Raw genomic sequence first — 14,924 nt, forward strand, 5'->3', positions numbered from 1 at the left:
TCGCTCGTCGCTCGTCGCTCGCCGCTCAGGCGGTGATGACGGCCGCCACCGTCGTCCCGCGCGCGAAGGCGCCCTCGCCGGCCAGGGTGACGAGGGCGTACAGCAACTTGGCGACATACAGCCGCTCCACGGCCAGCCCGTGCCGTGCCTCGAAATCCTCTGCGAACGCGGTGAGTTCGGGGCCGGTACGGGCGTAGCCGCCGAAGTGGAAGCGCTCGTCCAGCGACCACTCGCCGCGCCGGCCGCCGAAGGCACGTTCCTGCAAGTCCTGTATCTCCGCCCCCAGGAAACCGCCCTTCAGCACCGGCACCCCAAGCGCCCGCTGCCCGCTCCCGAGACCCGCCGCCAGCCCGGCCAGCGTGCCTCCCGTGCCGCAGGCGATCGCCACGACGTCGGCCGCCCCGCGCAGTTCCGCGCCGAGCGCGCGGCAGCCCCGTACCGCCGCGGTGTTGCTGCCGCCCTCCGGCACGACGTACGCGTCCTCGGCGCCGGCCGTCCGCAGGATGCCGGCCAGCGTCTCCGGCTCGGTCTTGCGCCGGTACGTCGCCCGGTCCACGAAGCACAGCCGCATGCCGTCGGCCGCGCACCGGGCCAGGGACCGGTTGAGCGGGCGGTCGGCCAGCTCCTGGCCGCGCACCACGCCGACCGTCGGGAAGCCGAGCAGCCGGCCCGCGGCGGCGGTGGCCCGCAGATGGTTGGAGTAGGCGCCGCCGAACGTGACCAGCGCGCGGCCTCCGGCCCGTTCGATGTTCGGCACCAGCTTGCGCCACTTGTTGCCGATCAGGTCCGGGTGGATCAGGTCGTCCCGCTTGAGCAGCAGCCGGACCCCGTGACGCCCGAAACGCTCGTCGCGCGCCTCCCGCAGCGGGGAGGGGAGCCGGGGGGAGAGGGGGAGTGTGCTGGTCACGGGTTCATTGTCGCGCGAAGGCGGGGCCGGTTCGGGTGCCGTGGCCTCCGTGGCCCCCGGCTAGCCCTTCAGGCGCTCGGTGATCCGCTCGCGCAGCCAGTCCATCGTGAAGCCCCGCGGGTCCACCTTCCCCGGCTGCCACTCCAGGTGGCCGATCACCGACCGCGCGGTCCAGCCGTGCCGCCGGCACATCGCCGCCGCGGCCCGCTCGATCGCGTCCAGCTGGGCCTGGGGCCAGGGATCCGCACCGTCGCCCAGGTTCTCGCACTCGAAGCCGTAGAAGTGCCGGTTGCCGTCGGTGTTCGCCTCGTTGTCCCGCGGCAGCCCCTTCTCGGCGATGACCGCGCGCAGCACCTCGTCGTCGCCGAGCCCCGCGTGGTTGGCGCGGCCGTAGCCGACCAGGTGGACCGTGCCGTCCTTGGTGATCACCCCGTGGCACAGCGGACCGGGCAGCTCGGCGTGACCGTCCCGGCAGATCTCCACGGTGCGCTCACTGCCCTGGGTCACCGTGTGGTGGATCATCACGCCGTGCACCGGGCCCCAGGGCCCCTTGTGGTTGCGGTTGTGCTGCCGCCAGTCGCCGACCTCGGCGACCGTGACGCCCTCCGCCTGGAGAGCGGCCAGAAACGCGCTCGCGGACATGGGTGGGGCCATGACCGACTCCTTCGTGCTCGTGCTCGTGCTCGTGCTCGTACCGGTATCTCTCATGGTGCTTCTACCGAAAACGGGCGCATCGGGCCACACCGTTCGGACGGTGTGCGAGCCGATCCAGACAGGCCGGGCATCCCGGGCAACGCCGGGCGGGAATCCCCTTCTTGCCCAGTAATCCGATGATCCATTCCCGCTCTTTCGGGTAATGGCACAGGCACGTTGCGTGATGAAAGGCTTCTCGCGAGACCGGTGTGCGATGCGGCCGGCCATACATGAGAGGGCATTGCCATATGTCGGTAGGCGAAGAGGTCCGCACGGAACAGGGCAAGCCGCAGCAGTCCCTGGGGACAGCGGCCGCGCGGAACCTGGCCACCACCACCAAGTCCGTCCCGCAGATGCAGGAGATCAGCTCCCGCTGGCTGCTGCGCACACTCCCGTGGGTGGACGTCCAGGGCGGTACGTACCGGGTGAACAGGCGTCTGACCTACGCCGTCGGTGACGGCCGCATCACCTTCGTCAAGACCGGGGACCAGGTGGAGGTCGTCCCGGCCGAGCTGGGCGAGCTGCCGGCGCTGCGCTCCTTCGAGGACGAGGAGGTGCTGAGCGAGCTGGCCCGCCGCTGCCGCCAGCGCGACTTCGCCCCCGGCGAGGTCATCGCCGACTTCGGCAACCAGACCGGTGAGGTGTACCTGCTCGCCCACGGCCGGGTGGAGAAGGTCGGCACGGGTCCGTACGGCGACGACGCCGTCCTCGGAGTTCTCGCCGACGGGGCCTACTTCGGCGACCGGGCGCTGCTGGACCCGGACGCCATCTGGGAGTACACGGTCCGCGCCGACACCGCGACCACCGTGCTGACCCTCTCCCGCGACGACTTCGAGCAGGTCGCCGAGCGCTCCGAGGCGCTGCGCGCCCACCTGGAGCAGGTCCGCGCGATCCCCGACCAGCGCACCAACAAGTACGGCGAGAAGGAGGTCGAGCTGGCGGCCGGCCACTCCGGCGAGCCCGACATCCCGCACACCTTCGTGGACTACGAACCCCGGCCCCGTGAGTACGAGCTGAGCATCGCCCAGACCGTCCTGCGCATCCACTCGCGCGTGGCCGACCTCTACAACCAGCCGATGAACCAGACCGAGCAGCAGCTGCGGCTCACGGTCGAGGCGCTCAAGGAACGCCAGGAGCACGAGCTGGTCAACAACCGGGAGTTCGGCCTCCTGCACAACTGCGAGTACGACCAGCGGATCCAGCCGCACGACGGCGTACCCGGCCCGGACGACCTGGACGAACTGCTCAGCCGCCGCCGGGGCACCAAGCTGCTGCTGGCCCACCCGCGCGCGATCGCCGCGATCGGCCGCGAGCTGAACAAGCGGGGCCTGGTCCCGGAGACCATCGACATCGCCGGCCACCGCATCCCGACCTGGCGCGGCGTGCCGATCTACCCGAGCAACAAGATCCCGATCAGCGCGGCCCGTACGACCTCGATCATCGCCCTGCGTACCGGCGAGGCGGAGCAGGGCGTCATCGGCCTGCGCCAGTCCGGCATCCCGGACGAGATCGAGCCCAGCCTCTCCGTGCGCTTCATGGGCATCAACGAACAGGCCATCATCAAGTACCTGGTGACGGCCTACTACTCGGCCGCCGTTCTGGTGCCCGACGCCCTCGGTGTGCTGGAGAACGTCGAGATCGGTCGGTGGAGGTGACGTTTCCGCAGGTCGTGGCGGTGTCCTCGCCCTCCGGGGCGGGTACACCCTCGGGGCACGTGTCCGGCCGGCCGGGCGACGCCGGTGTCCGAGGACCTGGCGAGGGGGAGGCATGGCCGAGTCCATGACGGAAACAGAACGGCGCCTACCGGGCGTGCCACGTTCGGCCGCGGCGGACGGGCGACGGGAGGACCCCGCCCTCGATGCGCGCGATGCTCCCGGTGTCACCGACGCCACCGGTGTCACCGAGGCGGACGTTTCTGCCGGGGCGCATGACGGCAGGGAGGCGGCGGCACTCCTGGAGCGCACCCGCGCCCTGGTCGACCCCGAACTGCGGGCGGCGGTCGAATCGTTGCCGAAGGCCATGCGCCGGATCGCGCGCTACCACTTCGGCTGGCAGCACGCGGACGGCACCCCGGCGGCGGGCAACGCCGGCAAGGCCGTCCGGCCGGCGCTCGTGCTCGCGGCGGCCGACGCGCTGGGCGGCGCCACGGCCCGGACGGCGGTGGCCCGCGCCGCCGCAGCGGTCGAACTCGTCCACAACTTCACGCTCCTGCACGACGACGTGATGGACCGCGACACCACCCGGCGGCACCGGCCCACGGCCTGGGCGGTGTTCGGCGAGCCGGACGCCATCCTCGCCGGGGACGCCCTCCAGGCGCTCGCCCTGCGGCTGCTGGCCGAGGACCCGCACCCGGCGTCCGCCCGCGCCGCCGCCCGGCTCGCGGACTGCGTCGTGGAGCTGTGCGAGGGCCAGCACACGGACGTCGACCTGGAGGGCCGGGCCCCCGCGGAGGTCACTCTCGACGAGGTGCTCGGCATGGCCGAGGCGAAGACCGGCGCCCTGCTGGGCTGCGCCTGCGCCATCGGTGCGCTGTACGCGGGCGCGGAGGAGGCGGAGGTCGCCGCGCTGGACGACTTCGGCCGGCAGGTCGGCCTCGCCTTCCAGCTGATCGACGACGTCATCGGGATATGGGGCGACTCCCGGCACACCGGCAAACCGGTCGGCGCGGACCTCGCCGCCCGCAAGAAGTCGCTGCCGGTGGTGGCGGCGCTCACCTCCGGCACCCCGGCGGCAGCCGAACTCGCCGAGCGGTACGCGAGACCGCACCGCCCGCAGGAGGCGGAGGCCGCCGAGGAGATCGCCCGCACGGCACGGCTCGTGGAGCAGGCCGGCGGCCGGGACTGGGCGCAGGCCGAGGCGGCCGACCGGATGGCCCGGGCCGTACAGGAACTGGCCCGCGCGGTCCCCGACCCTCAGTCGGCGGACGGCCTGCTGGCCCTCGCCGAGTTCGTGACCCGGCGCACCGGCTGAGCCCTGCCGGCCGGGCCAGGTCCCCGGAGTCCCCCGGCCCGTGCGGTTCCTGACCCCACGCGGTCACCGGGGGCTCCGGTCCCAGGGAAGCGGGGGCGTGCGTCCGTCCGCACCAGAAGCGCCGAGCCCCCGGCGGTCCTACGCTGAGGGTATGGACAGGGAGCGAGCCGTCTGTCCGGTCTGCGGTCAGACGGTCGACACCGTGGTCGGGCGGCACAAGACCCTGGGCGCCTGGGTGCCGGTCTGGCGCCCCGGCCCGTGCGGCAACCCCGACTGCGCGTCCCGCCCGCCACAGGAACCGGAGGAACCCGCCGAGCGGCGACGCGGGCAGATGTCGTAAAAGGCGATACGCGCCGCGTCACCGGGCACCGTACCGTGGGCCGCATGCCGAAACTCCCCAAGATCCTGCACGTCACCGAGCGCGCCCTCTGGGACACGGCGCGGGAGCGCGGTACCTACGAGATCTCGACCCGGGGCCGCACCCTGGCGGAGGAGGGCTTCATCCACTTCTCCACCGACGAGCAGCTTCCGCGCATCGCGGGCCTCCTCTACGGCGACTACACCGGGCCGGACGAACTGGTCGTCCTGGTGGTCGACCCCGCGCTGGTGGGCGCGCCGGTGCGGTACGAGGCGCTGGAGCCGGGCGGCGAGGAGTTCCCGCACGTGTACGGGCCGGTGCCGGTCGACGCCGTGGTGGAAGTGCGCTCCTGGCGGTGACCGGACGGGGCGGGCCCGGTTGGCGCAGATGGTGGCGTTGGGCCGTCATGGCATGGGCGGCGGCCATGGCCGTCGCGGGCGTCCTCACGCTCGTCCTCCGGGAGGACGAGCGGCCCGGCGGCCCTTACCGCTGGGAGGACTTCCACGAGTCGCCCCGCCCGAACCCCGCCCCGGACGACGGTGACTGCCCGTCGCCCCCCCACGGACGTGCCACGCACCGCCTGCGCCTACGTGTCCACCGAACCCTGACCGCCGGTGGCCGGCAGCCCGCCCGTCACGGGGTCGCGGCCGGTCAGGCAGTAGGTGCCGCCGGCCGGATCGCGCAGCACCGTCCAGTGCGCCTCCTCGCGCACCACGACAGCGCCCAGTTCCAGGTGCCGTGCCCGGACGGCGGCGATGTCCGCGCAGGCGAGGTCCCGGTGGGCGGAGGCCGGTCGCTCGTCGTCCGGACGCTGGAGCAGCAGCCGTACGGGCAGACCGGTGGGCGGCGCCAGCACCGTGAACTCCGGCCGTGATCCGGTCCGTTGCTCCCAGCCGGTGAGCCGGCCCCAGAAGCGGGTCTCCGCGTCGTACGAGGACGGCGGGATGTCCAGGCAGACCTGGTCGAGTCGGCTGCCCGCCACCACCGGCGGCCGTACCGACTCCCCGGACCAGGGCACGGCACAGAACAACTGCCCGCCGGGGGAGCGCAGTACGGCCCAGTCGCCCCGGTCCGCCACCAGCGCGGCGCCGAGGGCGCGGGCCGTGTCGATCAACTCCCGTACGTCACCCGCGCACAGGTCGACATGCGCGCCACCGGCGCCCTCGGTGACGCCCTGGAGCTTCACGCAGGCGTCCGTGCCCTCTGTTAGCAGGGTCACGAACTCTCCCTGCTCTCCCCGGGGTTCGGACAGTCGGGTGCCGGTGGCGGCCGTCCAGAAGGCGCCCACCTCGGGGAGGCGGTCGGCGGCCCGGTCGATGTAGGCGTACGCCCAGCGAATGATCACGGCGCGGAGTGTAGGCGGTAAGTCCCTTGGAACCGGGCGGGTTTCAGTCGGCGGGCCGCTGCTGGAAGCGCAGCAGGTTGCCGGCCGGGTCCCGGAAGGCGCAGTCGCGGACCCCGTACGGCTGGTCCGTGGGCTCCTCCAGCACGTCCGCGCCCGAGGCCCGTACCCGTTCGAACAGCGCGTCGCAGTCGGCGGTGGTGAAGATGACCCCGCGCAGCATGCCCTTGGCGAGCAGCTCGGCCATCGCCTGCCGGTCGGCGGGGGAGGCGTCGGGATTGGCGGCGGGCGGCTCCAGCACGATCTCCACGTCCGGCTGGAGCGGCGAGCCGAGGGTCACCCAGCGCATGTTCTCGAAGCCCACGTCGTTGCGGACCTCCAGGCCGAGCACGTCACGGTAGAAGGCCAGGGCCTTGTCATGATCGTCCACCGCGATGAAGCACTGCTTCAGTTTCACGTCCATGGGCTCACGCTAGGCCGCGACGGCATCCGGCGCGCGGGAACCGGGTATGCCTCAGTACGGGCGGCGACACGGACGCGTGAAGGTGCGGGCCACACAGGACGGGATCACCGCGACGGCCTCGTGGTCCCGGGCCCGGTAGGCGCTCGGTGTCTCGCCGACCAGCTCGGTGAACCGGGAGCTGAAGGAGCCGAGCGAGGTGCAGCCGACGGCGAGGCACACCTCGGTCACCGTGCGGTCGCCCCGGCGCAGCAGTGTCTTGGCCCGTTCGATCCGGCGGGTCATGAGGTAGCTGTAGGGGGTCTCGCCGAAGGCCTTGCGGAAGCTGCGCTGGAAGTGGCCGGGGGACATCAGCGCGTCCCGGGCCAGCTCGGTCATCTCCAGCGGCTCGGCGTACTCCCGGTCCATGCGGTCGCGCACCCGGCGTAGCCGTCTGAGGTCCTCCGGGACGGTCATGCCCCCAGCCTCGCACAGCGGCCCGCGCTCCTTGCCGGAAGTTTTGCTCCCGGTTCGCCGACCATTGGCCTGCGCTTGCTTGCCTGGGGGGATGGACCACATCACGTTCCTCGTGGCGGTCGTCATCGTCACGGCACTGGCGTTCGACTTCACGAACGGGTTCCACGACACCGCGAACGCGATGGCCACCTCCATCGCCACCGGCGCGCTGGCACCGCGTACCGCGGTCCTGATCAGCGGGGTCCTCAACCTGGCCGGGGCGTTCCTGTCCACCGAGGTGGCCCGGACGATCTCCGGGGGCATCGTGGACGACGCCCGGGTCAGCCCGGCGATGATCTTCGCGGGGCTGGTCGGGGCGGTCCTGTGGAACCTGCTGACCTGGCTGGCCGGCCTGCCCTCCAGCTCCTCGCACGCGCTGTTCGGCGGGCTGATCGGGGCGGTCTGGGTCGGTGCGGGCGGGGACGCGGTGCACTTCGACAAGGTGGTGGAGAAGATCCTGATCCCGGCCGTGGCCTCGCCGGTGGTGGCCGGTGTCGCGGCCCTGATCGCCACCTATCTCGCCTACCGCCTCTCGGCCCGGGCCCGCAAGGACACGGTGTCCCGGGGCTTCCGGCTCGGCCAGATCGCCTCCGCCTCCCTGGTCTCGCTGGCGCACGGCACCAACGACGCGCAGAAGACCATGGGCGTCATCACGCTGACCCTGATCTCGGCGGGCGCGCTAGGCCACGACGCGGGTCCGCCGGTGTGGGTGATCGGCGCCGCCGGGCTGGCGATCGGGCTCGGTACGTATCTGGGCGGCTGGCGGATCATCCGGACCATGGGCAAGGGCCTGACGGAGATCCAGTCGCCGCAGGGCTTCGCGGCCGAGACTGCCTCCACGGCCGTGATCCTCACCTCCGCACACCTCGGTTTCGCGCTCTCCACCACCCAGGTCGCGTCGGGCAGCATCCTCGGCGCCGGCCTGGGCCGCAGGCTCGCGGAGGTCCGCTGGGGGGTGGCCGGCCGGATGGTGCTGGCCTGGCTGATCACACTGCCCTCGGCCGCGCTGGTCGGGGGCCTGTCGGCGAGCGTCGTCAAGCACGGCGGCACCGCGGGCACGGTCGTCATCGCGGCCGTGGCCCTCACCCTGGCGGCGGCCATCGTGCTCGCCGCCCGCCGGGACCCGGTGCACGCCGGCAACGTCAACGACCATCACCGGGTGACCGTCCGAGCCGGCTCGGCCACCTGACCCCTACCGCAGGGAGCCCTCATGCACGTGGACTGGCCCGCCCTCGCCCGCGTCGCCGCGGTCAGCCTCGGCGTCACCGTCGCCGTGGTCGTCGTCTTCACCCTCGGCGTCCTCGGCCTCTCCCACACCCCCACCGACACCGACCCCACCCCCACCGTCGCCGGCCGCACCCAGGCGGCCCTGTGCTTCCTGGCATGCGGGGCGGTGGTGGGCTACGGCATCTATCTGATCGTGCCGCAGTTCCACTGACACCTCGGCGATCCGGGCCGGGAGGACGTTCGGGCGGGAGCGCGGCGGACTCCGACGCCGTGTTCAGGCGGGCAGTGAACCGCCGTCGGCCGCCCGGCTCCCCGCCGGGGGCGGGGCGTCGGCCCACGAGGCCAGGATGCGCGGGGCGCCGTGGGACGGGGCGCCGGGCTCGGCGAACCGGACGGCGACATCGTGGCGGGCAGCGAGCCCGGTTCACCGTGGATGTCCACCGAGCTGCACGGCCCCGAGAGCCTCATGCTCGCTGAGGGGGACACCCGCGTGGACTCATGCGACGTCCCCAGGCAGGTGGACCAGGCCATCGCCGAGCCCGGGGGTCGCCACCTGATGAGCGTGCCGCGCGGGAATGTGGTCCCGCGCGGCACAGGTGGACTCAGATGCCGAACGCGGCGGCGTAGTGAACGGTCCCGCTGGGTAGCGGATGGCCGGCGTCGAGGCTGAGTGCCATCAGGGCGTCGTCGGGGACGTCGATGGTCAGGCCGATGCCGTGGGCCGAGGCACGGGTGAACCCGAACCGCGGGTAGTAGTCCGGGTGCCCGAGGACGACCACATGGTGCTCGCCCAGAGTCCTTGCTGCTGCCAGGGCGGCACTGATGGCCGCGGTACCCGCGCCGGTCCGCTGCTGTCCCGGTCGGACGGCACACGGGGCCAGGCACAGGGCCGGCGTGGTGCCGATGTGGCAGCGGGTCAGCAGCGCGTGACCCACCGGGCGGCCGGTCCCGTCCGCCGCGACCAGGGAGAGGCCCTCGATCCACGCGGCCGGGTCGGCGCGCAGGGTGTCGACGAGGTCGGCCTCGGCAGGGGTGGGGAAGGCGGCGAGGTTGATGTCGCGGATGGCGGGGATGTCGGCGCTGGTTTCGGCGCGCGTGATCCAGGTGTTGCCCATGACGATGGGAGATCCGTTTCAGGAGACGTTCGTGTGATGGCCCCGCGAGCTCACGCTCTCAGCGAGGGCCCGGACAGCAGAGTCAGGCCACGACCCGGGACGTGAGGGAGACCCGGGCACTCCGCAAGGCGGCCATCAGCGCGGTCATCAACCTCACCTCCCTTCCACAACTCCTGATCGAACACGAACCCGACGACCATACACAGGGCGATTCCGAGTGTCCATTCACCCGATACGAGCCGACGCCGCCTGCGCGACTGGAACGGAGCAGGCGACCGGCGCGGCGGCCGCGCGAGGTCCTGCGGAGCGGAGACCACCGCAACGAGGGCTGACACCTACCGGTGGGTGATGAAGAGGTGTTTCGGGTAACTCCAGGCCTCCGAAGTCCGCGCATGGGGGCGTGGCCGCGCTCTCCGGCCCTCGGAGGCTCAGCGGGTGAGACGGCCACCCGAGGCCGGCCTCGGCCTCGCTTCGACTGCTCCTCGCAGTCGGCAGCGGCCGGACCACTCGGCACTGATCGCCCTTCGCGGAACCGCGGCGCGGCCTCGGGCGGGGTCCGGGCCGGCCGAAAAGACCGCACCCGGACCGCCACGGCCGCCTGCTCGGCGACCCGCAGGCCGGGTGCGGGCGGGATGACCTGATGATCAAAGAACCGTAGGTCACAACAGCCTGATCGAGGATCAGGCCTTCTTCGTCTCCTGGTAGTGGGCCGGGTCGGTGACCTGCGGGGTTCTTCCTTGTGGGGCGCTGACCTGGCCTTTTGCTGATGGCTGGTGATGGGCCGAGATGGTCCTGATCGGGTGTCCTGCGGACTGCGTGCGGACTGCGCGTTCGGGACGTACGAAGCGTCTTGACCTGAAACTTCCGTCGTTGGGGCGCTGTCAGTGAGCCTTTTCAGCGTTACCTCTCCAGGGTGAGGATCGCGGCAGATCGCGCTGAGGCGGGTTGGGCTGCAGCGGGCGTGGCGGAGGATTCGCCAGGACTTCAGGCGGGCGACTCCGCGTTCGGCCGGGCCCGGGCGGCGGGCAGGGCGCGGTGACGGTGCGCTCGGTGGGGGTGAGTTCATCGTTCGGTGGGCGGCGTTTGGCGGTGGTGGCCCAGGCGCCGGTGCAGGCCAGGTCGGCGAGGAGGGGGACGCCTTGGCGCTCGCAGATCCAGATGATCCGGTGGGTGCGGGCTGCGGTCAGGTCGTGGGTCCGGCCCGACAGCGCCGGCGACAGCCACAGGATCCGCCTGGCGGGATCGGTGAGGACCTGCACGTTCACGCCGTGCCGTTTGTGCTTGGCGGAGTAGTCGGCCCGCCCGTCGCCGACCCGGTCGCACTCGGCGAGGTGTCCGACGACGGTGGTGACGTAGGCGTGGGCGGTTCCGACGGACACCCCGAACCCGGCAGCGATCTCGGCGAGGGTGTCGTGCCGCCGGAGGTGAACCGGAGCGACCAGAGCCCACCGGTGCGGCGGCACAGGTCGAGTGCGGCAGGACAGGGAACCAACGGGGCTCCTGAGCTGCTGAGTTGAGACGTTAGACACCTCTCTCAACGGCACGGGAGCCTCGTGCGTTGCGGGCGCCGACCGCGTCACCCAACCGGTGCGCACTCTGAAAAGGCTCAGTGGCCAGCTGAGTGCCGTCCGAACCGCCCGAGGCACTTCACGCTCCCGCCGCATGGTCGGCGCCGTTTTCGACATCGTCTGCGTGGACGACGAGGTCCGGTATGGCCATGGAACGCATCAAGGACTGCGTCAGTACCCGGTATGCGCTGCCCATCCTCACAGGCGGGCACGGGAACGACCCCGCCCTCACCATGCGATAGGCAGTTGTCTTCGCGATTCCCAGGGCTTCGGCAGCAGCCGGCAGATCAACGAACTTCGGGTACATGTCTGAGGTGTAGTAGTAGTGATTCCCTCCTGTGACAAAGATTCGAGCAAGCATCGTTGCGGAAACCGTTGCATTGTTCAGACCTGAACGGCGTCCCGCCCGCAGGTCCGCATGATGTTGCCCGAACGTCTCGGCAAGCCCCCACCTCTGCCAAAGCGCACCGGTGCGCTCACCTCGAATCTGCTCCATAACGGCCGGATCGCGAGGATTGACCCCGTGGAGGATGGAGGCAGCCTTCAGCGTCGAATCCAGAGAGGCCTCCTCCAGAGACGCCAAAATTTCCGCGTCGCGTGACGCACTCTCATGCTTGTGCTCGTCGGCACGACGATATGCCTCGTTGACGGCGGTCTTTACCATGAGCCCAGGAACGTCACGGGGAGGAACCCCTGACGCCGTCTCTTGCCAAACCGTCAAAGTGGCTTCGAGCATGTCCGAACGCACGTCACCTAGATCACGGTAGAAATTCCTGTGAATATTCCAGGAGTGTCCACGCAGAAACGGCACCAAACAGTCCACGATAATCATGCGCCACTTATCGTCACCCCGCAGATCTGCCATCCTCCCCATGGCAATCAAAGAATCCCAAAGATGCGATGACTTCCGCTTGACCCGCGCATCGACCGCTCGACGGCGAAGCTGTTCGTAGGTCGGATGACTCTTGACCTCACACTCCTGAACGTCGTCCAAGTGGTAGCAGACGAGATTCGTGCCGCAGACTTCGCCCACATACTCCGCCAGCAAATCGAACGCGTCCTTCACTATTTCCCCTTCGAGGTCAAACGGCTAGCGAGGGGAAACGTATGGTGCTTCACCCGTTCGCGCCACCCAAGATCGCCAATTTTGCACAAGAGCCCGATTTTGCTTTTCCTTGCACTTTTTTGACGTCCCGAGATAGCTTGATGGGCGAGAGTGACAACTGTTTGAGAACTCGCAATCGATCTCTCATCACTCACCGTCATCCGGTGAGCGTTCATCACTGAGCCTTCGCCCTCGGCGTCTGGAGGGGCTGAGCTACGCCACCCCACGCCCGCCCGCGGCGATCCCTCGACGGAAGGAGGTGCCCATGTCATCCCCCGCGCCCGGTCACCCGGTCACGGCTTCCGTGCGCGCTGACCACACGTCAGGATGTCCAGCACCCATCCAGCACGGGGACGACGAAGGGGGCCGGCCTCGACGGAGCCCGGCCCCTTATGGCGCGCGGCAGGCACACGGCTACACGTTGAAGCGGAACGTCTGCGGCCCGATCCTCACCTGCGGCGGAGCCCAGTTGAGTGCCCTGGCCAGGTGTTTCTCCGTTGGCGAGCGTTAGTCCCCGACGGTCGCTTGCGGGTGTCCTGCGGACTGTCTGCGGACAGCTCGCCCCGCGGCTGGATCAGACGCGGGTCTGATTCCGCCATCGCCGGAGCCGGGCCTAGTCCTTCCCTGATGTATGGGTGCGGTGTTGCCGCACACGTCATGCGCCGTCAGCCCGGAACCGGATGGCCGGCCCGGATCCGTCGCTGTCCTTACTGTTGGGAGTCAACAGCGCGAAGCCGATGGAGACGCGAGCGGGGTCCACCGGCTGCCGGAGCGCCTGTTCCGGTTCGATGACGGGATAAAGCAACGCCACACCGCGTTCGCCGTCATTCAGCAGCTCCCGCGCCACCCGGCGGTGGCCGGGGTCGCTGATCGCGCCGAAGACACCAGGACTCCGACGAGCACGCCGGAAGAGTGAGATCTCAGGTGTCCCGGGGAGGACTACCTTCAGTGCGTTCTCCGAGGCGAGCTGCGGTGCCACGATCAGCCACCCAGCCAGGGGCTCCGGGCCAGTGCCGAGGCTACGCAGATAAGCAAGGTGCGGTGCGAAGACCTTTGATTGGTCCCACTCCAGACCGCCCAGCACGTCGAGCAGCCGTTCGTGCGTGACGACCGCGGTGAGTGCCGAGAACGAGGCGGCCCTCGTCCCGTCGTGGGCGGGCACCGAAAGCTGCTCCCGTGGTCCGCACAGAGCCGACAACACAGGCTGCCAACGTTCCGTGTTCCGCTTGATTATGACGCCACCGACAGGAAGTGTGCTCGGCTCGATCCACCTGCCGGGCGAGCGGATCTCCACAGGCCGCGCATTCGCCATCTTGCTCGCGCTCGTGGGTTTCAGCTCTGGAAGGTACTGGGCCACCAGAGGCCTGATCTGCGACGGCGTGATCGTCGGACCGCCGTCCACCGGCTTCGCGTAGTCGGCCAGCTGCGCCCGGAAAGCATCTTCGTCGCGGCAGGCGGCCTCGAACGCCTCGTACAGGTCGATGCCCTTGTCGCCTCCCGTGCCACGCCCGACATACAGCCGCACCAGGTCCCTGTAGCCATGGCGGAACCCGAACCACCGGCCCATCTGCATGAGAGAGTCGGCCTGGTTGGTGCTGCGCCGGTAATAGGTGACGGTCAGACCTTCGACGGTGAAGCCGCGGGAGAGCTTGGCTCCTCCCACGAGAATCTTCCACACCGGACGGCGGTCGAAGTCCACGGTCCCGTTCTCGATGTCTTGGTCGCCGTTGACCACGACGACGGGACCGCCTTCCGCTTCGATGCGGCTGTGTGCCTCTCGGAGGTAGGGCACCAGGTCGCCGAAGTCCGCCGGATTCACGAACCCGTCGTGGTGGTGGGCCGAGACGCGAACGAAGTCGGACTCGAACAGAGCCCGCAGCCGTCCGAGCCCGCGTTCCCCCTCCTGCTGGTCCGCGTGCCAGAGCCGGGCGATCCTGTGGGCGCTCTCGCGGTGGTCGGCCCTCCGTACGGACTCATGGACGAGCATCGTGTGGTGGCGGTAGCCGATGGCACTCGGGTCGTGCGCCTCACGGTATAGCTTGACCGTCGCCGACAGGAGGAAGGCGTCCAGTGCCTGGCGCAGGTACACGTCGCCGTCTTCCCCGGTCTCCTCCATGGGCCGGACGTGTGCGAGCTCTCTCGAGTCGGCGACCGTCCGCTTGTGCACCGGAATGCGGGAGTCGAAGTCGTGGAACTCGCGCGCCCCCATGTAGCCGGACGGGCGGGGCAGAGCGATGATGAAGTCCTTCGGAAACAGATCGTCCTGATCGGTCGGGTTGATCAGGACGTTCGCGAACGGAGTGGCGGTGTAGGCGACGTACTGGGCACGCGGGAGCAGCCCGAGCAGTTCGGAGATGAGGCCGTTGATCGCCGTCCGGTCGGCACCCTCCCGTCCGCTCCCGGAGTGTGCCGTGTTCACCGATCCGTGGTCCGACTCATCGTCAACGATAAGGACGGGAATCTCTTCGAGCTGTCGCCCCAGCCGCCGGAGATCGCTGACGACCTTTGCCAGCACCGCCTTGTTCTTCTTCACCACCATCAGCCGCGCCGCGCTGCGGTGCAGGTTGTGGGGGTTGTGTAACGGCAGGGCGGGATCGGCTCTCTCGAATTCGAGCGCAGTGATGCCCTGACGCAGCGTCTGGTAGTCATCGTTCCGGGTAGTGAGCCGGATGATGTCGAACGCG

The 14,924-nt window shown here is 70.2% G+C and carries 14 protein-coding genes and 1 pseudogene; 6 read left to right on the plus strand and 9 right to left on the minus strand.

The genetic code is table 11. The features are described from left to right. Positions 1 to 25: 25 nt before the first annotated feature. Both NX794_RS28415 and NX794_RS28420 read right to left on the minus strand, forming a co-directional pair. Positions 26 to 907 (minus strand): 1-aminocyclopropane-1-carboxylate deaminase/D-cysteine desulfhydrase, encoded by an 882-nt coding sequence (locus NX794_RS28415; RefSeq protein ID WP_258782091.1) that lies wholly within the window; start codon positions 905 to 907, stop codon positions 26 to 28. Between the two features lie 60 nt (positions 908 to 967). Next, positions 968 to 1,561 carry an N-acetylmuramoyl-L-alanine amidase gene (locus tag NX794_RS28420; protein WP_258782092.1) on the minus strand — a complete coding sequence of 198 codons (594 nt, stop codon included), beginning with the start codon at positions 1,559 to 1,561 and terminating at the stop codon, positions 968 to 970. A gap of 287 nt (positions 1,562 to 1,848) precedes the next feature. Here NX794_RS28420 and NX794_RS28425 point away from each other — a divergent pair, with 287 nt between their 5' ends. The 4 genes from NX794_RS28425 (at position 1,849) to NX794_RS28440 (ending at position 5,287) form a co-directional block, all read left to right on the plus strand. Further along, positions 1,849 to 3,255, plus strand: coding sequence for a family 2B encapsulin nanocompartment shell protein (locus NX794_RS28425; RefSeq protein ID WP_258782093.1), 1,407 nt, complete (start codon positions 1,849 to 1,851; stop codon positions 3,253 to 3,255). A gap of 124 nt (positions 3,256 to 3,379) precedes the next feature. Beyond that, positions 3,380 to 4,570: a family 2 encapsulin nanocompartment cargo protein polyprenyl transferase gene (locus tag NX794_RS28430; RefSeq protein WP_428985978.1), complete on the plus strand. Its 1,191-nt coding sequence runs from the start codon at positions 3,380 to 3,382 to the stop codon at positions 4,568 to 4,570. Between the two features lie 151 nt (positions 4,571 to 4,721). Further along, positions 4,722 to 4,910 (plus strand): hypothetical protein, encoded by a 189-nt coding sequence (locus NX794_RS28435; RefSeq protein WP_258782095.1) that lies wholly within the window; start codon positions 4,722 to 4,724, stop codon positions 4,908 to 4,910. Between the two features lie 44 nt (positions 4,911 to 4,954). Beyond that, positions 4,955 to 5,287, plus strand: coding sequence for a DUF952 domain-containing protein (locus tag NX794_RS28440; protein WP_258782096.1), 333 nt, complete (start codon positions 4,955 to 4,957; stop codon positions 5,285 to 5,287). 227 nt (positions 5,288 to 5,514) lie between these two features. On the opposite strand, the gene NX794_RS28445 is transcribed toward NX794_RS28440, so the two are convergent. From NX794_RS28445 to NX794_RS28455, 3 genes are read right to left on the minus strand one after another with little or no spacing between them, the layout of a single operon-like run. Continuing rightward, entirely contained in the window at positions 5,515 to 6,273 is a 759-nt protein-coding gene (locus NX794_RS28445) for a VOC family protein (RefSeq protein ID WP_258782097.1), read from the minus strand. 43 nt (positions 6,274 to 6,316) lie between these two features. Next, positions 6,317 to 6,733, minus strand: coding sequence for a VOC family protein (locus tag NX794_RS28450; RefSeq protein ID WP_258782098.1), 417 nt, complete (start codon positions 6,731 to 6,733; stop codon positions 6,317 to 6,319). A gap of 51 nt (positions 6,734 to 6,784) precedes the next feature. Continuing rightward, a complete protein-coding gene (locus NX794_RS28455) occupies positions 6,785 to 7,186 on the minus strand; it encodes a helix-turn-helix transcriptional regulator (protein ID WP_258782099.1) in 402 nt (133 codons plus the stop codon). Between the two features lie 91 nt (positions 7,187 to 7,277). Here NX794_RS28455 and NX794_RS28460 point away from each other — a divergent pair, with 91 nt between their 5' ends. Together NX794_RS28460 and NX794_RS28465 are read left to right on the plus strand one after the other, a co-directional pair. Then, positions 7,278 to 8,414 carry an inorganic phosphate transporter gene (locus tag NX794_RS28460; protein ID WP_258782100.1) on the plus strand — a complete coding sequence of 379 codons (1,137 nt, stop codon included), beginning with the start codon at positions 7,278 to 7,280 and terminating at the stop codon, positions 8,412 to 8,414. A 21-nt stretch (positions 8,415 to 8,435) separates the two neighbouring features. Further along, positions 8,436 to 8,663: a hypothetical protein gene (locus NX794_RS28465; protein ID WP_258782101.1), complete on the plus strand. Its 228-nt coding sequence runs from the start codon at positions 8,436 to 8,438 to the stop codon at positions 8,661 to 8,663. A 391-nt stretch (positions 8,664 to 9,054) separates the two neighbouring features. Here the strand turns inward: NX794_RS28465 and NX794_RS28470 are convergent, their stop codons facing one another. From NX794_RS28470 to NX794_RS28485, 4 genes and pseudogenes are all read right to left on the minus strand, one after another. Beyond that, positions 9,055 to 9,567 carry a GNAT family N-acetyltransferase gene (locus tag NX794_RS28470; protein ID WP_258782102.1) on the minus strand — a complete coding sequence of 171 codons (513 nt, stop codon included), beginning with the start codon at positions 9,565 to 9,567 and terminating at the stop codon, positions 9,055 to 9,057. Between the two features lie 900 nt (positions 9,568 to 10,467). After that, positions 10,468 to 11,030: pseudogene (locus NX794_RS28475) on the minus strand (transposase family protein); the annotation flags it as partial. Positions 11,031 to 11,214: 184 nt separating this feature from the next. Next, the gene (locus tag NX794_RS28480; RefSeq protein WP_258782103.1) at positions 11,215 to 12,201 is read right to left on the minus strand and encodes a helix-turn-helix transcriptional regulator; all 987 of its coding nucleotides are present in this window, start codon (positions 12,199 to 12,201) and stop codon (positions 11,215 to 11,217) included. A gap of 694 nt (positions 12,202 to 12,895) precedes the next feature. Next, the coding region (locus tag NX794_RS28485; RefSeq protein WP_258782104.1) for a Z1 domain-containing protein at positions 12,896 to 14,924 on the minus strand (2,029 nt) is incomplete at its 5' end.

It is taken from the genome of Streptomyces pyxinicus (assembly GCF_024753135.1).
Lineage (GTDB): Bacteria > Actinomycetota > Actinomycetes > Streptomycetales > Streptomycetaceae > Streptomyces > Streptomyces pyxinicus.